Below are 23319 nucleotides of genomic sequence, written 5' to 3' on the forward strand. Positions count from 1 at the left end.
GAACTATGGTTTCAGGTTATTCCTTTTAAATTAATTATCTTCTCCACTTTATTTTTATCTAATGGTTGGTGTCTCCACCGACCATGTTATTGTTTTAATTTTTTCTGTTGGTGAGACACCAACCGTTAAGTTTTAAATTTGTGGTTCGTGGTGACACGAACCACGGCCAAGCGAAAGAACTATGGTTTCAGGTTATTCCTTTTAAATTAATTATCTTCTCCACTTTATTTTTATCTAATGGTTGGTGTCTCCACAGACCATGTTCTTATTTTACTTATTTCGGTTGGTGAGACACCAACCGATAGATTCATTTCTGTTATTTTATTTACCTGTTTTTATAATTATTGATGAGGATGTTAAACCTGCTGATGCAGCTGTTAATTTTATGGTTCCGGATTTTTCTGTTGATTGAAGAATGGCTAAACATAAACCATGGAAAGCTTTGCGGTAATTGGCCTTGAAAGGCTCCAGGCTGGCCTGAAACCCATTATCAACACCAGCAATAAAACCAGCACCTTCAACTTTAAAATCAACCAGATTATCCGCATCAGGCACTACGTTACCAGCAGCGTCTAAAACGCAAACGGTTATAAATGATAAATCCTTACCATCCGATTTAATATTTTTTCTATCCGCGATTAATTCAATTTTTGCCGGATCTCCCGCGGTTTTCACTTCACGTGCTAAAACATCTTTGCCGTTTTTGCGGGATACTGCTTTTAAAGTTCCAGGCTCAAAAGGCACATTCCAGTGCACATGTAAATCATCGCCTTGTTTTGATTTTTTTCCTAGTGATTTTCCGTTCAGGTACAATTCTACCTCATCGGCATTGTTGTAATAAGCCCAGACTTCAACCGATTTTCCTTGTTTCCAGTTCCAATGAGGCAGAAGGTGTAACACAGGTTTGTCTGTCCACTCGCTTTGGTACATGTAATATGAATCTTTCGGGAAACCTGCCAAATCGACGATACCGAAATATGAACTTCTTGCTGGCCATGGGTATGGTAGTGGCTCACCCAGGTAATCGAAACCTGTCCACACAAATAAGCCAGACACATGGTCGTATTTTTTAGCTGCTGCCCAGGTTTCTTCGTGTGTAGAACCCCAATAGGCTGAAACATTGTCGTAAGCGGATGCCGACCATTCGCTGTTACCTTCGGTAAACTTTGTTTTTCCGTCTTTAGGCCAACGGCGGATGGTATCGGCTGTATCGTAAAAACCTCTGGTTTCTAGCGCAGAAGTAGTTTCTGTTGCTAAAAATTTGACTCCAGGGTAGTTTGTAGGGAAATCTTTATACAGTTTGTGGTTGTAGTTTAATCCATAAATATCAAGCGCATTGGCCTGGTAGATAAAATTCTTTTCGGCTTTTGTTTCCGTTAAAGCTGAGATTACCAGCCGGGTTTTATCTAAGTTTTTAACGATACCAACCAATTCTTTTGTAATCGCGATGCCCGTACTATCAAACTGTTCGCGGATTTCGTTACCGATACTCCATAGAATTATGGATGGGTGGTTACGGTCGCGTTTAATCATATCTTCCAGATCTTTTTTATGCCACGCTGGAAAATCGAGGTGGTAATCGTTTTTGGTTTTCTTTTTCACCCACATATCGAAAGCCTCATCCATAACCAGAAAACCCATTTTATCGCATAAATCTAAAAACTCAGGCGCAGGTGGATTATGCGCTGTACGGATAGCGTTCACCCCCATTGCTTTCATTATTTCCAGCTGGCGTTCCATAGCCCTCACATTTACGGCAGCACCCAGGGCACCTAAATCGTGATGCAAACAAACACCTAAAATTTTCATTGGTTTTCCGTTTAACGAAAAGCCTTTAACTGCATCGAAATTGAACTCACGAAGCCCAAAAGGTGTAGTATATTGATCAATAATCTTCCCATCAGCTTGTGCAATTTCTACCACCAACCTGTACATTATAGGATGATCAACAGACCACAGTTTAGGATTAGCTATTCCAAGACCATTAATCATTATTGTTGTAGAAGTTTCACTTGTATTGAGCGGCCATTCCTTTTTTTGCAGTTGGATATTTTTATCGTCCAAAATGGTCGTTAGTATTTTATAAGCACCTTTTGTGTTGAATTTATTTTCAATTTCGATTTCAGCATTTACGGATGCGATACTTTCACCGGGTTTCAATTTTCTGCTTTCATTGCTTTGACCTTTATCGCCGCTGATTAGGAAAGCTTTCACAAAAGTGCCATTGCGTTTAACTGAAACAGCAGCAGCTGATGTTAACCATACATTTCTATAAATCCCAGAACCCGAATACCAGCGCGAATCGGGCTGTGCTGAATTATCCACTTTAACCGCAATGCTATTTTTTCCAGCTTTTAAGCATTTGCTGATCTCATAAGAAAAAGAGCTGTAACCGTAAGGCCTTTTGCCCAAGTATTGGCCATTGATCCAGACTTCACTATTTTTATATACGCCATCGAATTCGATAGTGATTAATCTATCTTTAAAATTGGCAGGGGCAATAAACTCTTTTCTGTACCAGCCAATACCTGTGGGTAAGCCACCGCCCTCAGGTTTGGCAGGGGTTTTCTCGTCGAATTTGCCTTCGATGCTCCAATCGTGCGGTAAAGTGAGTTTTCTCCACTTCAGATCATTGTAGGTTGGAGATTTCGCATTTGGCTCGTCCCCTAAAAAGAATTTCCAATCTTTGTTAAAACTGGTTCTGGTGCGCGATTGTGCGAATGCAGTTCCACTTAATAAGATCAATGCCAATATTAATCTGAAAATGAAATTGACTTTGAGGTTCGTGGAGACACGAACCTTGGCAGTTGAAGCAATTTTACTACTATGGGTTGGCCGTTCTTTCGCATTAGGATTGCTTTCCCGAAAAGTCGGGACAGGCAGTGCCTCGTAATCACGGGATGCCCACAAACCGAATGTCGGAAAAATTACAACTTTAAAATTATGTAGCCTCTTCATGTTAATTCTTTGTTTCGCTTACAAAATTCAATTTACTCTTACCTAAATCTTTCGATGTAGCCACGGCAATTCCACGCTGATCCTGTTTGTTAACCGCACAATAAAAATGGTACACCGTGCCTTTGTATTTCAGTACGAAAGATTTATGCGCGTATAATTCATCGTATTTTTCTGACGACTCAATCAGGTTATCTCCAGTCCAATCTGTCCAGTTTACCAGGTCGTTTGAGGCAGCAAAGCGGTTAAATGAACCTTTTCTTTCTTGCCAGAAAGCACCGAAGTAAAACATTACCCAGGTTCCATTAATGTTTTGAATTACAGCATCTCCTGTAATGCCAACAGGATGATGAACAACAGGGTTTTTATTAAAGCGCTGCCAATGAACCATATCATCAGAAACCGCCATGCCGATCCGTTCGTACCAGCGTGTTTTTTTATTGTTTGCCAAAGAATCGCCTACAGCATTGTAGTACATTACAAACCGATGTCCCGTTAATTTTTGTTTATCTTCAATTACCGTACTTTTAAAAAGTTTGTTCCGGTTTTCCCACCAACGCACATCTGCATCGCCCGAAGTCAAAACAGGTTTATCTAACCTATTCCATTCTTGCACAATAGATGGATGTTTTATGGTGTATGCTATGCCAATTGATAAAGGCTCCACTTCGTAACCTTTTTCCTTACCACCGAAATACGACATCCAATATTTGCCATCAAATTGATTTAAAGTATAGCTTCCGCCCCATTTGGTATCCAATAAAGCATTATAACCTGCCTTTTGGTTATCGTCCCAATGGCCGGCATCTCCAAACGACATCAGTTTGCCCTGATTTTCCCAGTGCAATAAATCTTTACTTTTGGCCAGCCAGGTTTCATAACCACGACCACTAAAAATCAGATAGGTCATATACCAAAACTTTCCCTTGCGGAAAACTGTTGGGCAATCCATTTTATGGTCTTTATCCCCAGGAACCATTACCAGGCCGTATTTATAAGGAGTTTTCACTTCCTGATAAATCTTTTCCATGCTTTCTGCTGAAACAGGATTAGCGCTTTGGGCATTCAATTTAAATGCACTAACAAAAAGAAACAATGCGAGGATTATCTTTTTCATTTGTACATTAAATTAAATTTATAATAACCTGACCCTACGGTAACCTTGGTTTTGCCATTTTCTGTTCCTGTATCTGTAAACTTCGAATTGTATGCTTCGGAGATTTCATATTTCGGCAAAACCGGAAAGTAAATTGTCGCTTTTGTATTTACCGGAATATTCACCTCCAGTGTAAAAGTTCGGTCTGTTTTTGCCCATTTGCAAGAAATTTTACCATAAGGAGAATTGTAATGCACATCAGCCGATGTTAAATCGCCAACCACTTCTGGCTCGATTTTAATATGCTTAAAGGCAACAGAATTTTCTTCCTGTCGAATACCGCCAATGCCACTGTACAGCCATTCCATTAAGTGCCCCAGCATAAAATGATTGTTGGATACCGTTGGCAAGGCCGCCCACGATTCGGTTAAGGCTGTTGCGCCTTTGGCCAGCTGCATCCCGTATCCTGGAACATCTGAGCGACTGTTCATATCAAAAATCACATCTGATTTACCGGCGTCTTCTAAAACACGTAACACATAGCGATAACCAATATCGCCTGCTGTTAAACTATTTTTACGATCTCTGATATCTTTGACTAAATTCGCGATCACAGCATTTTTATCCTTTTCTTCAACCAGTTCCATATAAACTGCCATTGCATTTGCAGTTTGCGATCCTGTTGCATACTGTTTACTTTTTGCATCAAAGAATTTATGGTTGAAAGCATTTTTCACTTCAATGGCAAGTTTCGCATAGGCTATTGCATCAGCCTTTTTGCCCAGCAGCGTAGCCATTTTTTCTAAGATTTTTAAATCATAATAATAAATGGCTGTGCCCGTAACGCCCATTGGGGTTAACTGAGAAACGCCGGGCGGTTTTGGACCCAAATCATACCAATCGCCTAAACCCTGCGATAAAATGTGGTTGTTTGCTTTGGTGCCCAAATAAGTGATGTAATGCTGCATCATCGGGTAATAATCAACCATAGCTTGTTTATCGCCATACCACTGATATAAATACCATGGTATTAAAATGCCACTGCTGCCCCACTCTGGAGAATCGCGGAACATATCGCCACCCCATTCAAATTTTACATACTCAGGCGCAATTTCAGGGATCAAGCCACTTGCCAATTGCGAGTTTCTCATGTCTTGCAGGGCTTTTTTAAACAAAGGTGCAGCATTGTAATTATACCGTACAGAACTACCCATTAAATGCAATTCCTCTAACCAACCCAATTTTTCACGGTGTGGACAATCGGTAAAAACACTTACCATGTTACTTTTAATCGCCCAATCGATCAGGCTGAAAGTTTTATTGAACAACTCGTTCGAGGATGAAAACTTACCTACCTGCTCAGCGCTATTTCGGATATGCAAAGCTTTTAAAGCTTCTACCACTGATTTGTTAGATGGATTTTCTTTACCGCCTGGAACAGTTCCTTTAACCTGCAGGTAACGGAAGCCTGTATAAAAGAATTTAGGACGCCAGGTTTCCAAACCATCGCCTTTTAAAATGTAGGTAAAATAAGATGGACTGCCGATATTTTTTTGTGTTACCGAACCATCAGCTTTTAATAATTCGGCTGGGGTAATACGGATAGTATCTCCTTTTTTTCCTCGGACTTTCAATTCGATAATTGCAGAAGCATTCTGCCCCATATCATAAACCCATTCGCCATTGGCAAGCGGATTAATATTTTGAGGTGAAAAGTTTTCGAAAATCTTTACAGGTTCTTCTTGCTGCGCATGTAACTCCGGACCATTAACCAATAACGATGATTTCCATTTGCTATCATTAAAACCCGCTAAATCCCAACCTTTTTGCTCGAGGTTGGCATTGTAATCTTCTCCACCGTAAATGCTTGAAAAAGTTATGGGCGATGGCGCGGTTTTCCAACTTTGGTTGCTGATGACATTAGCCGAAGTTCCATCTGTATATTCAATCAACAACCTGCAGATCATTTTCGGATAACCATAGGCTACTTTTAATTTTCTATACCGTTCTTTAACAGGAGGAATATAATAAAAACCATTGCCCAGCATCACTCCGATTGCATTTTCACCTTTCCTTAACTGTTTGGTTAAATCATATGTCAGGTACAAAGCCGCTTTATCATACTTCGTCCAACCGGGTGCTAAAAAGTCATCACCAACTTTCGCGCCGTTTAAACTCATTTCAAAATGGCCTAAACCAGAAATAAAAGCCGTTGCTTTTTTTACTGTTTTCGTTATTGTAAAACCTTTACGGAACATCGGCAAGATATTATTGCCGATGTATTTGTCTTTTTTACCATCCGTTGGCAGACTATTTACGTTAGAATCAGCCAGTTTTTCGTAGGCAATCCATTTTGCACCTTTCCAATCAGCTGTGCTGAGCAAACCCATTTGCCAAAAGGCCGGAGCGCTCCATGCGGATTCATGTCCGGAATTGTCCCAAACACGGACTTTCCAATAATAGGTTTTGCTTGATAATAACTGTTTACCTTTATATTTAATCTGTAACGATTGGCCAGACTTTACTTTTTTAGTGTCCCAAACGTCTCCAATATTTTTATTTAAATTGCTTAAACTGCTGGAAACTACGATTTGATAACCTGTTTGCATGATATTGTGCCTAGCTGACTGCAGTTTCCAGCTCAAATGTGGCGAAAGAACATCGATGCCGATAGGATTGTTCCGATACGTACAATCCAATTGAGCAACCTTAATATCTTGCGCAAAAAGCGGAATGCCTAACAGATAAAGCCAAGAAAATATTACAAGTTTGCTCATTCACTATTGCACACCGTTTCGGATGTTTTGGTTAGGTTTATAAATGGTCATCAGGGATAAAATCTGTTCAGAAATAAATTCTAAATTCTTTTGAATTAAGCTTTATAAATTTCTTAACTTTAAAATACTATCCCTAATTCAAATATAAATGTTTTTTTTAAATATGAAAACATATATTCGTATTTAAATTATACAAAATCTTCTCTTGGATAAATAAGAAAGCATTTTGTATGTTTGAAATTGTAAAAAATACGATACAGCCAAATTTAAACCCGTATGAACGAAAAAGAATCAAAGTACCAAGCCCCTGCTTTGGATAAAGGACTTGATATATTGGAGTATTTATCAGCACAATCTATCCCATTGTCTCAAACTGAAATTGCTATTGGTATTGAGAAAACGCCCAACGAAATTTACAGGATGTTGATGAGTTTGGAAAGTCGTGGCTATATTTTACGTGATGAAGTTTCGGGCAAGTATAGGCTGTCGTTAAAGCTTTTTTACCTCTCGCACAGGCACTCACCTATTGATGAACTGCGTAAAGCTGCTCAGTTTCCATTAGAAGAACTGGCGAACAGTATCCGTCAATCTTGCCACTTGAGTATTTTGTATATGAACCAGGTAATGGTGATTATTCATGCCAAAAGCCCGGGACCAATTGCGCTTTCTATTGAAGAAGGAAATTTGTTTCCTTTGCCACTAACCGCATCGGGTAAGGTTTTATTGGCTTATATGCCCGAGGCAGAGCGCATAACGACATTAAAAAATAATGCAATTTTTAAGAAATATGCCAAACCACAGCAAGAGGATTTTTTAAGTTCTTTAACTGATATTCAGCAAACAGGTTCTTATTTTAAAAATAGTGATGCTGTTTCTGGAGTAACCGATATTTCTTTACCTATCGGTATCGAAAATAACAACGGCATTATCGCCTGTTTAACCATTTCGATGTTAAATGCACTAAATGTAGATCAAACTATCGCAAATGATGTAATCCTCGCTGAGGCATACAAATGTGTTAAAAAGATAGAGCAGCGGATTGGGGTTTAACCCCCAACCCCCTAGAGGGGGCTTTGACTTTCTGATAGTTAATATAACATCAAACTGCAATTGCCAACTGATTTGGGCGTTACCCTAATCCCGATGAATCGGGAAAGGGCCGGCTCCGCCTCGCTCTGTTGCTTGCGCTCGTTTCCCAACGAGTGCATAAATAGATAAACGAATTTATCGTTTGTAAACGACAAACTCTTCAACGCTTATAAGCTCATCGTCATTGCGAGGAAGAATGACGAAGCAATCTTAAAGCGGTCGCTATAACCCATAGTAGTAAGATTGCTTCGTCGGCTGAAAAAGCCTTCTCGCAATGACGAAACTAACCAGAATACTTCACGCTATAATCCCTGCCACTTTCAATTATAATTTCATACAAACCTTTCGATACTTCTTTCACTTCAGCACCTTTTATAACTGGTTTGATTTTGCTTTTTACCTTTAGTTTTCCTATGCCTGTTGGAGAAGAAACTTTGATTTCTTTTTTGCTGCAATACACTGATATATCGCCATTGGCTGTTGGTACTTTACCTTCCATCCATTCCAAACCACCTAAATTGGGTTCAATGGTGTAAGTTTCATAACCTGGTGTGGTAGGTTGTACGCCTAAATAATATTTTCCCAATAAATAAATCGGGCTGGCTCCCCAGGCGTGGCAAAGGCTTTTTCCAAAGGGCCTGCCGTACATAGCCAAATGTTCGGTTCCTTTTTTATCCGGGTTGTATTCCTCCCAAAAAGAGGTTGCGCCTAATTTTAACATGCCGCCCCAATAATTTTTCATTTCCTTTAATACATATGGTTGTTCGCCCATGGCACATAATGCTTCAAGCTCATAAAAACGCATATAAGGAGTAGTAATTTTGGCTACTTTATCGTTTAAGAGTACATTTTCTTTAACGGCTAATTTTTGTTCCGGGCTAAAATAATCGAAGAAAATGCCGAACATGTTGGCATAGCGTGTTACATTATCTGTTTGTTTATCATCAATTCTGCTATGCACCAATGCCTTTTTTTGCTGATTCCAGTAAAGTTCAAAAATCTTAGCTTTTAGTACTTTTGCTTGCTGATCATATTTTACAGCACCCGCTGTATCATTGGCTAATTTGGCACATAAAGCCATTGTTTCTAAACTTCTGGCATATAACAACTGTTCGAAACTTACTTCACCATCTTTACTCAGTTTATCTGCCCAATCGATAAAAATCCAGTCGCCAGGCATCCATTCCAATAATCCATTTTTATTCTTTCTTCCATCAATATAAGTCATTAACGACTGCATTCGCGGGTAAATATCCTGTACAAACTTCTGGTCGCCGGTAAATTTATAGTAATCATAAATGCCTAAAAACCAATAAAAAGAGTAATCCATAATGGTATTGATGTGCGCCGTTACGGGATCTTTGCCACGTTGAGCAAGCAATGTCCGTTTTACGGTGGACGCATCAAAAAACGAATAGTAGTTCATCAAATAACTTTGATAAGCATCGCCACTCCACACCCAGCGATCGCGTTTTATGCCATCGATAAAGAACTCGCGGGTATTTAAATGGAAGGTATATTTGGCTACATCGTAGATTTTGTTTAGTTCTGAGTCTGATGATTTAAAACTTCCACGTTCCGTTACAGGAGCATATTCGTATAACATGGAAACAGAATCAGCAGATACCGAACCTTCAGATTGATAATTAACATACCTGAAGGCTTTTGAAAGCGGCATAATGGAATCTTTTTTTTGCAACAGGTTAATATCGAGATAATCTAAGGTTTCACATTTATCGGTTGATAAGGCCTCTTCTTTCGATTCTCCATAATAAATACTCAGCCTTCCTTTTCCTTTTAAACCGTGTACTTTTATAAAACCAAAAGTTTCTTTTCCGAAATCGGAAACGGCACCATTGTTTACTTTTTCTGTTTTAACAGCTGATTGTGCTACAACGGGCAATTTAAACTGTGATGGCAATTTAGTTGGATCGGTTAAATTCCATGAGCCTGCAGAAACAAAGGTAGTTCCCGATTTATCGGAGGTTTTTCCACTCGCATCGATCCATTCTTTATCTTCGAAAGTAGTCAGCCAGGTTTCATCAGAAACTACCGTTTTACCCTGAACAAAAATTGTTGGAACATTAGCCTGGTTGTACACCTTCAAACTTAATTTGTGTTTTCCTGCTGGAATTCGAATGCTTTTTGGAAAGCCTGCAATGGCCTGACCATCGATTTTAACGTTGTAAGTACCTTCTACAAACAACTTAACCTCTTCAGATTGAGCAAGGTTAAATTCTTTGTGAAAATCGACCAGAACATAATGACTGTCCATTTTCCAGAATACAGGAAAAAAGGAGCCTCTTTCGGTTCTGCGGTTTTGCATTACATTGCTCATGTAAATATCTAAATCGCCCGGGTACCAGATCCAGGATGCCTTTTGCGCGAAAAGTTGTGCCGCCGAGCAGGTGAAAATGGTGAGGAGGATAAGTTTTTTTAAGTTTTTCATATTGCTTAGTTTTTGTATTTATCGTCATTTCGACTGTAGTGTTCCCAAGGAACTCCTTCGAAGGAGAAATCTTTTAAGAATTATAACTTCATAGATTTCTCCATTCCGTTACACTTCAGTCGAAATGACGATCTTTCTAATTTTAATGCCCGTTAAAGAAAAGGTAAAGTGTAACCATTACGATTGCAAGCGCTATCCACGAAATCCAAACTGCTCTTGCTGGCTTTTCTATATTGGCCTCGTGTTCTTCATTAACCTTGTAAATACTTGGCGATCTATCCAGTAAAGAAATCAAAATCGCGATGATCATTAATCCTGCGAAAATGAAAAATGAGAGCATCAGATAATGTGGCCAGAAAGTGTATTTATCTGACGGCAAAATCCAGAGATAAGTAACCCCAACACCCAAGCTTAAAATTGAGCCGATTGAAAGTGTAAAATTCACTGCTTTCCTTGTGGTTCTTTTCCAGAAAACAGTAAGTAAAAACACGACTGATAACGGCGGCGCAATAAAGCCCAAAACCGATTGAAAAACATCGAATAAATTCAATCCTTTGATGTTATCGATGGCCAAAACCACTATAACCGCAAAAATACATCCTGCAACAACTGCCCATCGGCCAATGCGGATGATCTGTTTATTACTCGCCTGTGGGTTAATTTTCTTTACATAAATATCCATCGTAAAAACGGTACTTAATGAGTTTAAAGAAGATCCGATGGTACCCACCAAAACCGCAATCAGTACAACGATTACCAGGCCATTCATACCAGGAGGGAATAAATTGGTTACCATGGTCATATACGCTTCGTTCGGATCTTTTAAACCAGGAAAAAGCACATAACATAATATTCCTGTTCCAATAAATAATGGTAGGGAAAGGATTTTTAACCAGCCAATAAAACTCACCCCCAACTGCCCTTGTTTTAAGTTCTTAGCACCTAAAACCGATTGAACCATCGATTGATCGGTACAGAAAAAGGCTACAGCTGCAACCGGATAACCCAATAAAATGGCATACCATGGATATTTTGGATCGCTGGCAGGTTGGATTAAATTCCAGAAATGATGTGGTGTTTTTTGATATAAAGCAGAAAGCCCACCAACTTTATTCAGTCCCAAAAGCATGAGCGATAATGAAACGGCAATCAATAAGATCATCTGGAAAACATTTACTTTGGCAATGGCTTTTAAACCGCCGAAAAAGGTAAACAGTCCAGCAAAAGCAACCAATACAGTAACCGATTGCCACATGGGGATGCCTAAAATCTGGCGGACCAAAAAACCTCCTGCAAATAAACCGAGCGATAACCACGAAATTAAAATCTTAACCAGCGCATACCAGGCAAGGATGTTTTGTGTAGAATCGCCATAACGGTTGCCCATAAACTCGGGCATGGTACTCACTTTGGCAGCAAGGTATTTCGGGGCGAAAACAATGGCCAGTAAGAATAAAAAGATAAAGGCATACCAATCGAAATTAACGGCTACGATACCAGTACTATAGCCAATACTTGCAAAAGCCAATAACATCGACGGACCAACATTGGTGCCCCACATGTTGAAACCGATGCTGCTCCAGTTTAATGATTTATTGGCCAGGAATAGGGTTTCATCTTTGCTTTTCTTTTTCGAAAAACTGGCCCGATAACCAATGATGACCAGGATAATGAGGTATGCGATGACAATGATGTAATCTAAATTAGTTAAACGTTCTACAATGTTTCCCATTGGTTTATTTGGTTAGTTTGGCTGTATTATTTAACAGTTTTTAGCCACAGATGAACACGGATAAATACAGATTTTCATGATTTTGTCACTAGTGGTTCGTGGAGACACGAACCATGGCGCATTATGTTCCGTGTTTTCTGTGTCTCCGTGGCAAACAATTACAATCCTATCGATTCTCTTGTAATGTGATTAGCTTTCAAAATTTCATCAACTTTTACCGGCAATCCAGTTTCCAGAGATTGATCCATCGCCTGCAATAATGCAACGGTTCCGATGCCTTCTTTTAAATCAGGGTATGCGGTAAAATTATTGTTGATGCTATCAGCAAAATATTCCAAATAATTCTGGTATTCTCCGGCGTGATGGCTTTGTCCTTCAAAACGGAAATAGTGCTTTAAAGTAGAATCGCCCCAGGTAATAATCTTTTCTTCGCCGGTTTTGGTTGTAACCGAATAACGCAGTTCGTGGTAATCGGCCTGACTTGCGCCTTCTGTTCCACGGAGAATACAAGTCATACCACTATCGCGACTTGCGGGTTGTGTTGGGCCGGTATAAGCACCGCTAACCCTCGCAATTCTGCCGTCCTTAGCCTTGAAAATAAAATGCATGGTATCCTGATTTTTCAGTCCGGCTTTTAAACCATTGCTGCTCAACATACCATAACCCATAACTTCTTCAATATCGGGCATGTACCACCTGATAAAATCAACAGGATGGCTTAAGCCGCCATACAGCCATTTAAATGATTGTTTTAACGACCATCCCTTTTCCAAAAACCAGCGATGATCGGCATGGTAGTGACTTTCGATAGTGATCAGTTCACCGATTAAACCTGCATCAAAATCTTTCTTCTGACGCATTGCCGGCTCAAAAAAACGAGAACTTTGCCCTACAAAAATCTTTTTTCTTGATTTCCTGGACAGTTCCAGCAACTCATTGGCCTGAGCTAAATCATCAATAAATGGTTTGGTACACACCACATGTTTACCATGTTCAAGCGCCAATTTAATGTGCTCAAAATGTAGATGATCCGGTGTGTAAATCGCGATCATATCGATTTTATCACTGGTCAACATATCTTCGTAATTGGTTGTCCAGTTTTGAAAATCAAATTCTAAAGCCCGTTCTTCGCAAAGTTTTTTGTTGGCATCGCAAATCTGAATCAGTTTAAATTTTCTACTTGCCAATGATGCAGAAATGGTGCTTCTGCCCTCTCCTAAACCTAAAATCCCTAATCTTAACATGATATTATTTTTATAAGCGTTATTGTTTTCCTCCCCCTGCCCCCCTCCAAAGGGGGACAATAAGTCCTCTATTCTATTGGTTTAAAAAATACCCAAACTTCTTCGGGTTTTGTTCCTTCAATTCCCTCCTGGTATTTTTTCATTATTGCATTCCATTCGTCCACTTTTGGATTGTTCTCAGTGGTTTTTGGATTCAATTCATCTAAACTTTTTCCTTTTGGAATACTAATGATCAGCATTAACTGTCTATCGTTTTTAAAGATGGCCAATCGCTGAAACTCGGCTTTACAGAACCCTTTCGATATTTCCGGCCATTTTTCGAACTGTGTTTTGTGGTAAGCCAGGTATTCTTTCTGGCGTTTTTCATCCTTCACCAAATTGGCTGATAAAATGATATTGTCCCATTCTGCTACGGCTTTATCGCCACAATTCTTTTCTCTGTTGAAGTCGTAAAACAGATTGTCGTACAGTTTAATTTCTGCCGCATCTAAACGTTTTAAAGTTTGTTGCAAACTTTCTACTTTTAAACTTGAAGTATAAATAACCAATCGATTTTTCCATTTATAAATTGAACCTGGCACGAGGTTATTTTCTTTTGCAAAAGTTTTTAAGGCATTGTTGCCCGGCAGATTACCCGTCTTAAAAACCAATTCGAATACAACAGATTGATCAACAGCCTGATTGATGCCTCTTTTCGAATAATTGGCTTTTTCTTTTAATAAATATTGAAAAGGCTTTTCTAAACCTGCACTTTGTTTGATATGATCGGAAACTTTTGGTCCGTTGCTTTCCCATAAATTGTTTGGTCCGTTGGCATTTTGAAGGTACTTTTCAGTTGGGGTCCAGTTGTTTTTGATGGTAAAATACGAAGAACCTTCATCTGTATAGAGATAAAACCAATGATCAGGCAGGTGCGAATATGGTGCTTTATAAATGCTATCGACTACATTGTTGGTAATGAATGATCCCGGCTGAGCAGATAAGGTATAAATTCCAGCCACATCATACATATGTTTTCCGTAGTGATGGATCTTATTGCCACTGATGGTATTGTTTTCCATCGCGTTTTTCGCTTTTGTCCAGCCCCAACCCACGCTGATGCCCGAATAAGACACCTCGCTAATTTCATTATGCAGAATTTTAATCCCTTTAACATAACCTGCACCTATACCCACTGCGCCCCAATCTTCATTGGTTACATCGCTAATGAGGTTGTTTTCGATGGTGTCGTTGGTCGAAATCTCCCTTTGATCTGTGGGATTATATGGTAGGTGTACTTCGGTCGCTTCATCAGAGAAAGTTCCGATTAAAATAGCTGAACCACCAATATCCTTAAATAAATTGCCTTTAATTTCGTTCTCAGCAGTCCCTTTTTTATAATCCAGCCCTGTTGATGCCAGGTGCTCGAACCGGCAAGATTCGAAAGCTGTGTGATTGGCATAACTTACTTCAATTGCAGCCGCGGGGCGGCCCACCCAAGCCTGATTTTCTAGCGTAGGTTTGTCTGGTGTCCCTGCTTTTTCAAGTTTATAGGCATCAAGCATGTACATGCCCGCCTGATGGGGTACATGGCCTTGTTTTGATGGCCTTAACCATGTAGAATGCTCAAATGAAATATTCTTGAAACTCACATAGGAAACCGGTTGATCAATTGTTCCCTCTATTTTAACCAGGTTTTCTAAAGCCGGAGCAATCACTTCAGCATTTAGCATATTTTCTGATGTTTTTGGCCAATAATAAAGCTTGTGGTTCTGTAAATCTTCAAACCATTCTCCAGGTTCGTTCAGGAATTGAATGGCATTTGTAAGGTAAAAAGCAGAATTCCCTGTTTTGTCTGAAATCCATGGTGCCGGCCATGGATGCTCGGATTGGATCCTGCTTTCGGGCTGCATAAAAGAAAGTTCTGCAGCATTACCTACAATTTTAACAGATTTTACACGAAGATTTGCAATGGCCCACCATTGATGAATCAGCATTTCTATTCCTTTAATATTGGCTAAATTGATGTTTTTTTGAAGTGGAATTTTACAGGTTTGTTTTTCGCTATCCCATGATAAAATCCTCTCCATTTCATCACCATTGTAGTTTTTTGCACGAACGGCCTTATTGCCATTTACCCATAACTGCCTGAAATGCAGATTTCTTCCGTCTAGATTTGGAATATCAGCTACCCAAACCTTGCCGATAGATTCTTTTGGCAGACCAGCAATTGTTTGATTTAACTTTTTCCAGTTTTTGATTTGAACGCCTCCACTTAAAATAACTTTTTCATTAAGTGCGGAAATAATTGTTGTCGGACTATCTTTTGTACCAGAATCTTCAGGTCGAAGAACTACGGCTTCGTGCAATTGATAAAAACCTTTGCTGATAATAATCCTGATTCCGCCTTTAACTGAAATATCATTTAAACGCCTCAATTCGCGGGCTTTTCTGATGGCTGAGTGCAGCGTGGCTAATGGTTTTTCCTTTGTGCCTAAATTAGCATCAGAACCATTTATAGATATGTAAATATCTGCTGCATTAACTTTATAACACAATAATGATAAAAAAATCAGCAGACTAATGAATGGTTTAATTTGTTTGGTTCGTGGAGACACGAACCAAGGCATGGGGACATCGTCACAGTACGTGTCTCCACGTACCAATAGATTGTAAAAACCATAAAATTTTATCAAAAAGTATTTCATTGTATTTATACTATTTCGGTTGAAAAACAGATTTTAGGTAGCTGGTATTGGCGCTGAAATTATATTTTACATTCGTTGGCTGTTTGGCATCCCGGCTTCTTTCTACAACCAGCCAGCCACTCCAGCCCATATCATCTAAAGTTTCTTTAACTCTATTCAAATCAATTTTAGGATCGTTCTGTAACCAAACGCCATCCTCGTTTGTGGCATGGATTTGAACAATATTCTTTTTGCCTAAAATTCTCAGCTCTTCATGTAAATCTCTTCCATTTTTGATGGCATTCGAGAAATTGAAGTAACTTTTAACATGCTTGCAATCAATATCTTTTAAGAGTTGTAATTCGCCTTTTGCATCTAAAGCACTTTCAATTCCGATGGTAATTCCCGCTTTTGAGGCCATTTTTCCGGCAATTTTTAATCTTTCTACAATAGGTTCGCGCAGTTCGGGGTTTTTAACTAAATCGCCCTGAATACCCAATGGCAGAAATATCACTTTAATATGCATCGCTTTAGCAGTATCTAAACAATCCCGGATCATTTTCTGATAAGTGGGTCGCTTGGCAAATGATTGCGCATAAAACCCGGTCATGGCCAATGAGCAGAACTCCAAATTCAGTTCTTTTGCTTTATCCAAATATTCCTGCCTGATTTTTGGGTCTGCTAGTTTATTTTCAAATGTTTCCCGATCGCCCAAACCACCCATGTCTATTTCCAGTCCGTCAGCACCAATTTCCTTCGCGAGTGGCAAAGCACTGATTTTCTGACGTTTTAAGATCATTAAATCAATCACGGCAATCTTATACCTATTCTTTTTCTCTGCTGCCAAAAGCAATTGATTGGGAATCATTAAAGCACCTGTTAACAATGCCACATGACCAATAAAAGACCTTCTGTTCTGATATTCCATATCTATTATTTGCTTGTGCTTAAGGGAAATAATTTTTCCAGATTTTCAAATCCCATCATTGCATTTTTAGGTAATCTTTCGCCTTTATCGCCAAAAACATAGAGGGCGTTTTCCTTTTCGATGGTTACTTTACTCTCGTCGTATTTACCTGTTTTGGCTTTAACTGCAGTATCATTTAGTTTGAAGTTTTTGATCAGGAAATCGTAAAGTGCAATACGTTTATTAATGCCAAAATCATGTTTTTCATCAGGAAGGTGAACATTTTCGACCTTATCTTTCACACCATAATAACTGTACATTTTTTGGAGATAAGGAAAATCGTGTTCGGGTGTGTGTGCCGTCCAGTCGCTACCATCTGACACCAATAACTGGGGACGAGGTGCTGCCATTGCAGCCAGTTCTACATTATCAGTTCCGCCGCCACATTGATGGATTGGCATTCCGCTTTCGCAAGGACATCCACCATAAAAGTAAGATGACATCGCTACTACTGGCGCACTTAGCTTAATCCTGTCATCCATGGCGGTCATTAAAATGGAATGACTTCCTGCACCCGAACCTCCACTGATGCCAATTCTGGCTGTGTCGGTTTCTTTTAACGCACTGAAGTAGTCTAAAATCCTGATTCCTCCCAAAGCCTGAACGGTTTGCGCCAAGCTTTTACGGTGATCTTCATATTTAAACTGGAGCATCGATTCGCCCCAGGCAAATAAGTCGTAGCTAAAAGCCATGGCACCCATTCTGGCAATCATTGCACAGCGGATCTGGCAATCAGGTCGGTAACGCTGCTTTTCCCAGTGCCCGTCTGGACTTAAAACCAATGGGATTTTTCCTTTAAAATTTAAGGGTTTATATAGTGAGCCATTAATCCAAACCCCAGGTAAAATTTCCAATGCAATGTTTTCTACCGAATAACCATCAAAAATTCTTTTCGCCGTGATAATCGGTTTTGAATTTGGTTTGGGGGGCAATGGCGATAACAATAAGGCTTGGTATAACTCGGGCTTTATTTGTGCCTTACGTTTTTCCCAACTGGCCTGATCGTGGTATTTTGTTGCCAAGCTATCCAGATAGGCCCACCCATCCTCAACTTCCCAACGGTAATATTCGTATTCTTTCAATTTGTAAACACCTGGTTTTTCTTTGTTTACTTTCATATCCAAAGGGGCAAGCACATTCGCAATTGTTTCATCAATGTTTGCACGGAAACGCCATTCTGCATAGTTTACCCATTTATCTTTTACCTGTGGTTCGGAGTATTTGATTTGAACTTTAAAGCGTGTTTGAATCTCTTTAAGCACATCTACCAATGGCTTTTTATAGAAGTTATCGGTGTTTTGGATTTGGGCGGATGTGGCTAAAGAAATGGAGAAAAGCAGCATTAATGCTAAACTTATCTTTCTTCCAATCGATCGGTCGTCACCCTGAACTTGTTTCAGGGTCTTAATAGCAAGGCGGCTTAACATGAAAGATGCTGAAATAAATTCAGCATGATGAGCGCAAAATCCATGACAAATAAATAGTTCATCGGCCGAAGCAATCTTTCTTGACAGGATAGATTGCCCCGCCGTGCCTCCTCGCAATGACGATTGCCAAAATCTCGAAATGACGTATCTAGTTAAATCTATCATCTTAACCCTCCTCATTTTTAGTTTCGCCAATTACCGGAGCTGTATAACCTTTCAGTTTCGGCCAAATACCATTTTTGATTTTCTTCAATTTTAGCTTCGAAGGATCAACCACAACATGTTTAATTTTCTCTCTTCTCCATGTATAAATGAAATGTAACATGCCATCAGAAGTTTGAATCACCGCGGGGTAAGAATACTGGCTGATGGGCGAATCTTCCAGAATCAATGCGGCTGACCATTTCTTTCCGTCTTTTGAAACCGAAACATTTAATGGGGTACGTGGTCCTTTGGCTAAATCGCCCGGAGGCAAAACATGATTGTAAACCAATACATGGCGGCCATCTTTCATGGTTACTGCATCTGTACCGGAGTTGTTATTGGGTAATGATGTTTTGGTTAATGCCGACCAGGTTTCGCCGTTATCTTCAGACCAGGATGTTACAATGGCTCGATTTGCTGTTCTGGCCAAAAGCTGCAATTTTCCATTTTCATGTTGTAAAATGCTTGGTTGAATGGCTTTGATTCCGTTTTCTGCCAATGGGCCTACGGTTCTCCAGGTTTTACCATTATCTTTGGTCACCTCGAAGTGAATTTTCCAACCGTCGCCTTCTTTGCTTGATGGTGCAAAAAGGTTTCCATTGCTTAACAAAACAGGTTTATTTTTTACAGGACCAATATAACCATCGGGCAACTTTGTAGCATCCGACCAGGTTTTACCGCCATCTTTTGAGGTTCTCATCATGCCCCACCATTCTGATGGTTTTGGCCCGATTTTATAAAACAACAGTAAATCTCCACCAGGAACCTGATATAAAACGGGATTCCATGTAGGTAATCTTTTACCATCAGGTTGGATACCGTTAGCAGCCGAAACCGGTGCCAGCCATTTGCCATCCACAAAACGACTGATGTAGATTTCTACATCGGGATTCCGTTCTTTTGTGCCACCAAAAAATGAAGCGACTAAACCCGTTGGCGTTTCTGCGATTGTTGCAGAGTGGCAAGATGGGAATGGAGCTTTATCGTAAAGAAATTCTTGCTTTACGATTCCCGTTTGCCATTTTTCTACCTGGGCCTGAGCAGTAATTGCTACCGCGAAAACAAGTCCTATTGTGAAGTATATTTTTTTTGATATCATAATTCTTTCTCTTCGAGGTTGATTACACAGATGATTTGATTTCACCGATTTGATTTTTACATCCAAAACTGAAAACTTCAAACGGTGAACTGCCTACTGCTTTTGTTTTGCTGCTTTCTCTTCTTTTATTTTTTTGGTATACGCACTATAAAGCGCTCTCCAGCTGCGACCGTTATTATTCAGCATCTGCTCTGATTTCGTTTTGTAAATTTCGAAAATGGCCGAAATCTGTTTCATGTTTTTATAATTAACAGCCTGTTCCCTGGCCTGTTTCAAAAAAGCTAAAATCTTCAATTCCTCGTCAGCAGTTAAATCCGGAACAATTGCTTTGTAACCTTTCATCGTGAATTCAACCTTTCCGATGGTGTATTTGTCTAAAATGGTTTCTACCTGCTCTGGTGTTAAGTTCTTTTTTAACCCATCCATAAGCGATTGATGAACCGTTGGCGGCATAGCAGAATCAGCAATAATCTGTTTGTCTAAATCACTTAGTTTATTGCCGGTAACCGGGTTTATTCCATCAGGAACGGTTGATGATGGATGATCGTTATGCCAATCTTTAATGGTAGTTAAATGAACTGCAATTACATTTTCGACAGCAGACTTTTTTGCTGCGTCGGTTAAATTTAGTGCTGAGGTCCATTCTTTGGCCTTTGTCAGGATTTCTTCTGCTACAACAATATCTTTGGTTTGACCGAATGCATTTACTGAAGTGATCAGTAAGGTTATCAGCATAAATGTTTTAAAAAACTTTCTCATAATTGTATTTTAATTATTGTTTCGGTTCGTGAAGACACAAACCGAGGCTTATATACAGTAATCCTTTCTCGCCATGGTTCGTGTCACCACGAACCATGATTTTATTTCCGCTCCACTACAAAAGCATAATCGCCAGAACCCAGCTCATAAACGGCACTGTTATGCTCCATTTTAATAAATTTTATATCTTTTATTGATTTCAATTTTTCTGCAACTTCATTTTTATTATTTGCAGGAATGTAAACCAACGCCGTTGTATTTGCTGGTATGGTAATGTTCCAGTTAAATTGATTAGCTGTTTTGCTATAGTTGCTTTTGATTAATCCATAAACCGAATTGTAACTGGCATTTACCGAGTTTAAAGTATTGATCATTTCGGGTTTCATAATGATTTTTTTAAAAGCAGCCGCTTCAGATTTTATACCAGCCAGATTCTCATAATACCAGATAAGCAGATCGCCGAGCATCATCACATGGTTCTGCGAATTCATTTTCGGATCGGCCGTATTGCCATTCCACAGTTCCCATATCGTTGTTGCACCATTATCAACCATATAACCCCAGCTCGGATAAGTTTTTTGCGTAGCCACCGTATAAGCTAAATCTGGTCGGCCATAATCGTTTAAACAGCGCATTAACCACTGAATACCCACTAAACCATTGCTTAAATGGCCTTTATTGGTCACTTCAACAGTATAAGTAATATTCTTGAAAACCTGATCTATTTTGTTCTGTGGAACCATTCCGAAATAAAGTGGAATAATGTTATCAGTTAGTGCATTAGAGGCATAATAACCTTTATCGTTATAATATTTCTGATCAAAAGCTTCCTTGATTTTATTTCCCAAAAGCTCATATGCTTTTACATCTTCATCGCTGCCACTTACCTTAGCAAATTGTATCATCAACTGTGTAAAGTGATAATAATAAGCCGTTGAGATTAATTCAGAAGGATACTTTTTGTCCGCACTTTTACCACGGCCAAACTCGATGGTAATGGGCGGCATACACCAATCGCCGTAACTATCTTTAGTTAAAATATAATCTTTCATATAGCGGTCTTGCATATAAGCCAACCACTTTTTCATTGCGGGATAATTATCCCGAACGGCAGAAACATCGCCAGTTTGTTTGTACAGCATTTCGGTCACCAAAAGCATTGCCCCCGGCCAGGTCATGTTATCGCTGTAGTACCGCCAAAAGGCAGGTGCCACATCAGGAATAGCGCCATCCTCTTTCTGCGAATTTCTGATGTCCTGCAACCATTTGGTATAAAAGCGTCCGTTATCAAAAAGAAAACTTTCTCCGTAAGCCACAGCGCCCCTATCTCCTAACCATGGCATCCGCTCGTTGCGTTGAGGGCAATCAACCGGAATCCCCTTGTAACTTCCGGCAATCCCCCACCAGGCATTTTTGAAGAGCTGATTGGTTAAAGCATCTGAAGTTTCGAACGTTCCGACCGTTTTAATGTTATCGTAGATCATTTTGCCAACAAAATCATTCACTGATGGTTGGTAAGTATACCCTGAAAGTTCTACATACCTAAATCCGCGGTAAGCAAAAGTGGGTTCCCATGTTTCTAATTCGCCTCCTTTTAATGTGTATAAATCGGTACATTTCGCATTGCGAAGGTTAGCCGTAAAAAGTTCACCATTATTTTGAAGTGATTCTGCAAAACGCATTTTGATTTGTTTGCCCTTTACACCTTTTACCTTGATCTGCAGCCAACCCACCATGTTTTGACCCATATCTAAAATATACCGGCCACCCGAAAGTTTAGTGATTGAAACGGGTTTAAGCGTATTCATCACCTTCATGTTTTCATTCATCTGGGCTTCAATGGTTCCTGTTGGTTCTTGTACAAATTCCGCTTTTGTCCACTTGCTATCGTCAAAACCTACCTTATTCCAGCCTGCTGATTCCTTTGTTGCATCGTATTCTTCGCCATCATATTCGTTATTGGTTCTGATAGGCCCATCTGCTGTGCCTTTCCAGCTATCGTCGGTATCAATATTTGCTGTTGTTCCATCGGCGTAAACGATGTTGATGTTCATCAGCATTTTCGGAAAACCAAACGTTTTAATTTTATAAGGTTTTTCATTTTGGCGCATGGCGAAGAAACGCCCGTTTCCGAGTATCGTGCCAACCGCATTTTTACCATGCTGAAGGTAACTGGTTACATCGTAAGTGTTAGATTTTACGTTTTTAGTATAATCTGTTGGTGATGGAGATAAAACATCATTTCCAACTTTTTTTCCGTTGATAAACAACTCGTATAAACCTAAACCAACGATTGATGCCGTAGCAGATTTGATTTCTTTCGTACTTTGAAACTCTTTTCTGAAATACCTGGCTGATAAACGCGAATCGGTTTTGATATTGTCCCATGCAAATGCCCTGTCGAAACCTATCCAGCCTTTTGGCCAATCTTTGTAGTACAGCAAACCCATAGAAAAATAGTTGTTAGCCGACCATTCGCTTTGACCCACATTAGTCCACACTTTTACTTTCCAATAGGCTTTCATCCGGCTTTTAAGCCCTTTTCCGTTGTAGGCTATATGAATAGATTCTGGTGAGTTAATCTTTCCTGAATCCCATAAATCGCCCTCATTAGCATTCAATTGCTCAGGCGAAGAAGACACCAAAATCTGGTAAGCCGTTTGCATTACATTTCTTTCACCTGAGCTGATACGCCATGCCAATCGCGGTTTCAAAACATCAATACCCAAAGGATTCTCGAGCATTTCGCAGGTGGTATTTTGCAACGATACCTGTGCTATCACTTTTGAAAAGGATAGAAACCAAATGCTGATGATCGCGATGTAGATTTTAATGTTCATTATATTTTCTTTAAA

At 39.5% G+C, this 23319-nt stretch carries 13 protein-coding genes; 1 reads left to right on the plus strand and 12 read right to left on the minus strand.

The features are described from left to right. Positions 1-321 precede the first annotated feature (321 nt). From AC1RJ8_RS00075 to AC1RJ8_RS00085, 3 genes are read right to left on the minus strand one after another with little or no spacing between them, the layout of a single operon-like run. Complete coding sequence (locus AC1RJ8_RS00075) at positions 322-2958, minus strand: glycoside hydrolase family 2 TIM barrel-domain containing protein (RefSeq protein ID WP_492952363.1); 2637 nt, start codon at positions 2956-2958, stop codon at positions 322-324. A 1-nt stretch (position 2959) separates the two neighbouring features. After that, the gene (locus tag AC1RJ8_RS00080; protein WP_492952362.1) at positions 2960-4072 is read right to left on the minus strand and encodes a glycoside hydrolase family protein; all 1113 of its coding nucleotides are present in this window, start codon (positions 4070-4072) and stop codon (positions 2960-2962) included. Next, positions 4069-6828 carry a family 78 glycoside hydrolase catalytic domain gene (locus tag AC1RJ8_RS00085; RefSeq protein ID WP_492952361.1) on the minus strand — a complete coding sequence of 920 codons (2760 nt, stop codon included), beginning with the start codon at positions 6826-6828 and terminating at the stop codon, positions 4069-4071. The genes AC1RJ8_RS00080 and AC1RJ8_RS00085 overlap by 4 nt, the downstream gene beginning before the upstream one ends. A gap of 276 nt (positions 6829-7104) precedes the next feature. Between AC1RJ8_RS00085 and AC1RJ8_RS00090 the strand changes: the two genes are divergently transcribed. Next, positions 7105-7878, plus strand: a complete 774-nt coding sequence (locus AC1RJ8_RS00090) for an IclR family transcriptional regulator (RefSeq protein WP_492952360.1) — start codon at positions 7105-7107, stop codon at positions 7876-7878. Between the two features lie 322 nt (positions 7879-8200). Here AC1RJ8_RS00090 and AC1RJ8_RS00095 read toward each other — a convergent pair whose 3' ends face one another. From AC1RJ8_RS00095 to AC1RJ8_RS00135, 9 genes are all read right to left on the minus strand, one after another. Then, positions 8201-10366: an alpha-L-rhamnosidase-related protein gene (locus tag AC1RJ8_RS00095; protein ID WP_492952359.1), complete on the minus strand. Its 2166-nt coding sequence runs from the start codon at positions 10364-10366 to the stop codon at positions 8201-8203. Positions 10367-10508: 142 nt separating this feature from the next. Continuing rightward, entirely contained in the window at positions 10509-12098 is a 1590-nt protein-coding gene (locus AC1RJ8_RS00100) for a sodium:solute symporter family transporter (protein ID WP_492952358.1), read from the minus strand. Between the two features lie 158 nt (positions 12099-12256). After that, positions 12257-13342: a Gfo/Idh/MocA family protein gene (locus tag AC1RJ8_RS00105; protein WP_492952357.1), complete on the minus strand. Its 1086-nt coding sequence runs from the start codon at positions 13340-13342 to the stop codon at positions 12257-12259. 68 nt (positions 13343-13410) lie between these two features. After that, complete coding sequence (locus tag AC1RJ8_RS00110) at positions 13411-16029, minus strand: L-rhamnose mutarotase (protein WP_492952356.1); 2619 nt, start codon at positions 16027-16029, stop codon at positions 13411-13413. 10 nt (positions 16030-16039) lie between these two features. Then, entirely contained in the window at positions 16040-16936 is an 897-nt protein-coding gene (locus AC1RJ8_RS00115; protein ID WP_492952355.1) for a sugar phosphate isomerase/epimerase family protein, read from the minus strand. Between the two features lie 5 nt (positions 16937-16941). Beyond that, the gene (locus AC1RJ8_RS00120) at positions 16942-18402 is read right to left on the minus strand and encodes an acetylxylan esterase (protein ID WP_492952354.1); all 1461 of its coding nucleotides are present in this window, start codon (positions 18400-18402) and stop codon (positions 16942-16944) included. Between the two features lie 166 nt (positions 18403-18568). Further along, complete coding sequence (locus AC1RJ8_RS00125; protein WP_492952353.1) at positions 18569-19705, minus strand: sialidase family protein; 1137 nt, start codon at positions 19703-19705, stop codon at positions 18569-18571. A gap of 93 nt (positions 19706-19798) precedes the next feature. Further along, positions 19799-20464, minus strand: a complete 666-nt coding sequence (locus tag AC1RJ8_RS00130) for a DUF3826 domain-containing protein (RefSeq protein WP_492952352.1) — start codon at positions 20462-20464, stop codon at positions 19799-19801. Between the two features lie 101 nt (positions 20465-20565). Next, positions 20566-23304: an alpha-L-rhamnosidase gene (locus AC1RJ8_RS00135; RefSeq protein ID WP_492952351.1), complete on the minus strand. Its 2739-nt coding sequence runs from the start codon at positions 23302-23304 to the stop codon at positions 20566-20568. Positions 23305-23319 lie beyond the last annotated feature (15 nt).

It is taken from the genome of Pedobacter sp. GW822-FHT03F06 (genome assembly GCF_058801365.1).

What these genes read in the sequence shown, in the direction of transcription:
- AC1RJ8_RS00115 (WP_492952355.1), bottom strand. Translation starts at nt 16,936, where the DNA reads ATGGAATATCAGAACAGAAGGTCTTTTATTGGTCATGTGGCATTGTTA.
- AC1RJ8_RS00110 (WP_492952356.1), bottom strand. Translation starts at nt 16,029, where the DNA reads ATGAAATACTTTTTGATAAAATTTTATGGTTTTTACAATCTATTGGTA.
- AC1RJ8_RS00100 (WP_492952358.1), bottom strand. Translation starts at nt 12,098, where the DNA reads ATGGGAAACATTGTAGAACGTTTAACTAATTTAGATTACATCATTGTC.
- AC1RJ8_RS00105 (WP_492952357.1), bottom strand. Translation starts at nt 13,342, where the DNA reads ATGTTAAGATTAGGGATTTTAGGTTTAGGAGAGGGCAGAAGCACCATT.
- AC1RJ8_RS00130 (WP_492952352.1), bottom strand. Translation starts at nt 20,464, where the DNA reads ATGAGAAAGTTTTTTAAAACATTTATGCTGATAACCTTACTGATCACT.
- AC1RJ8_RS00125 (WP_492952353.1), bottom strand. Translation starts at nt 19,705, where the DNA reads ATGATATCAAAAAAAATATACTTCACAATAGGACTTGTTTTCGCGGTA.
- AC1RJ8_RS00090 (WP_492952360.1), top strand. Translation starts at nt 7,105, where the DNA reads ATGAACGAAAAAGAATCAAAGTACCAAGCCCCTGCTTTGGATAAAGGA.
- AC1RJ8_RS00080 (WP_492952362.1), bottom strand. Translation starts at nt 4,072, where the DNA reads ATGAAAAAGATAATCCTCGCATTGTTTCTTTTTGTTAGTGCATTTAAA.
- AC1RJ8_RS00135 (WP_492952351.1), bottom strand. Translation starts at nt 23,304, where the DNA reads ATGAACATTAAAATCTACATCGCGATCATCAGCATTTGGTTTCTATCC.
- AC1RJ8_RS00075 (WP_492952363.1), bottom strand. Translation starts at nt 2,958, where the DNA reads ATGAAGAGGCTACATAATTTTAAAGTTGTAATTTTTCCGACATTCGGT.
- AC1RJ8_RS00120 (WP_492952354.1), bottom strand. Translation starts at nt 18,402, where the DNA reads ATGTTAAGCCGCCTTGCTATTAAGACCCTGAAACAAGTTCAGGGTGAC.
- AC1RJ8_RS00095 (WP_492952359.1), bottom strand. Translation starts at nt 10,366, where the DNA reads ATGAAAAACTTAAAAAAACTTATCCTCCTCACCATTTTCACCTGCTCG.
- AC1RJ8_RS00085 (WP_492952361.1), bottom strand. Translation starts at nt 6,828, where the DNA reads ATGAGCAAACTTGTAATATTTTCTTGGCTTTATCTGTTAGGCATTCCG.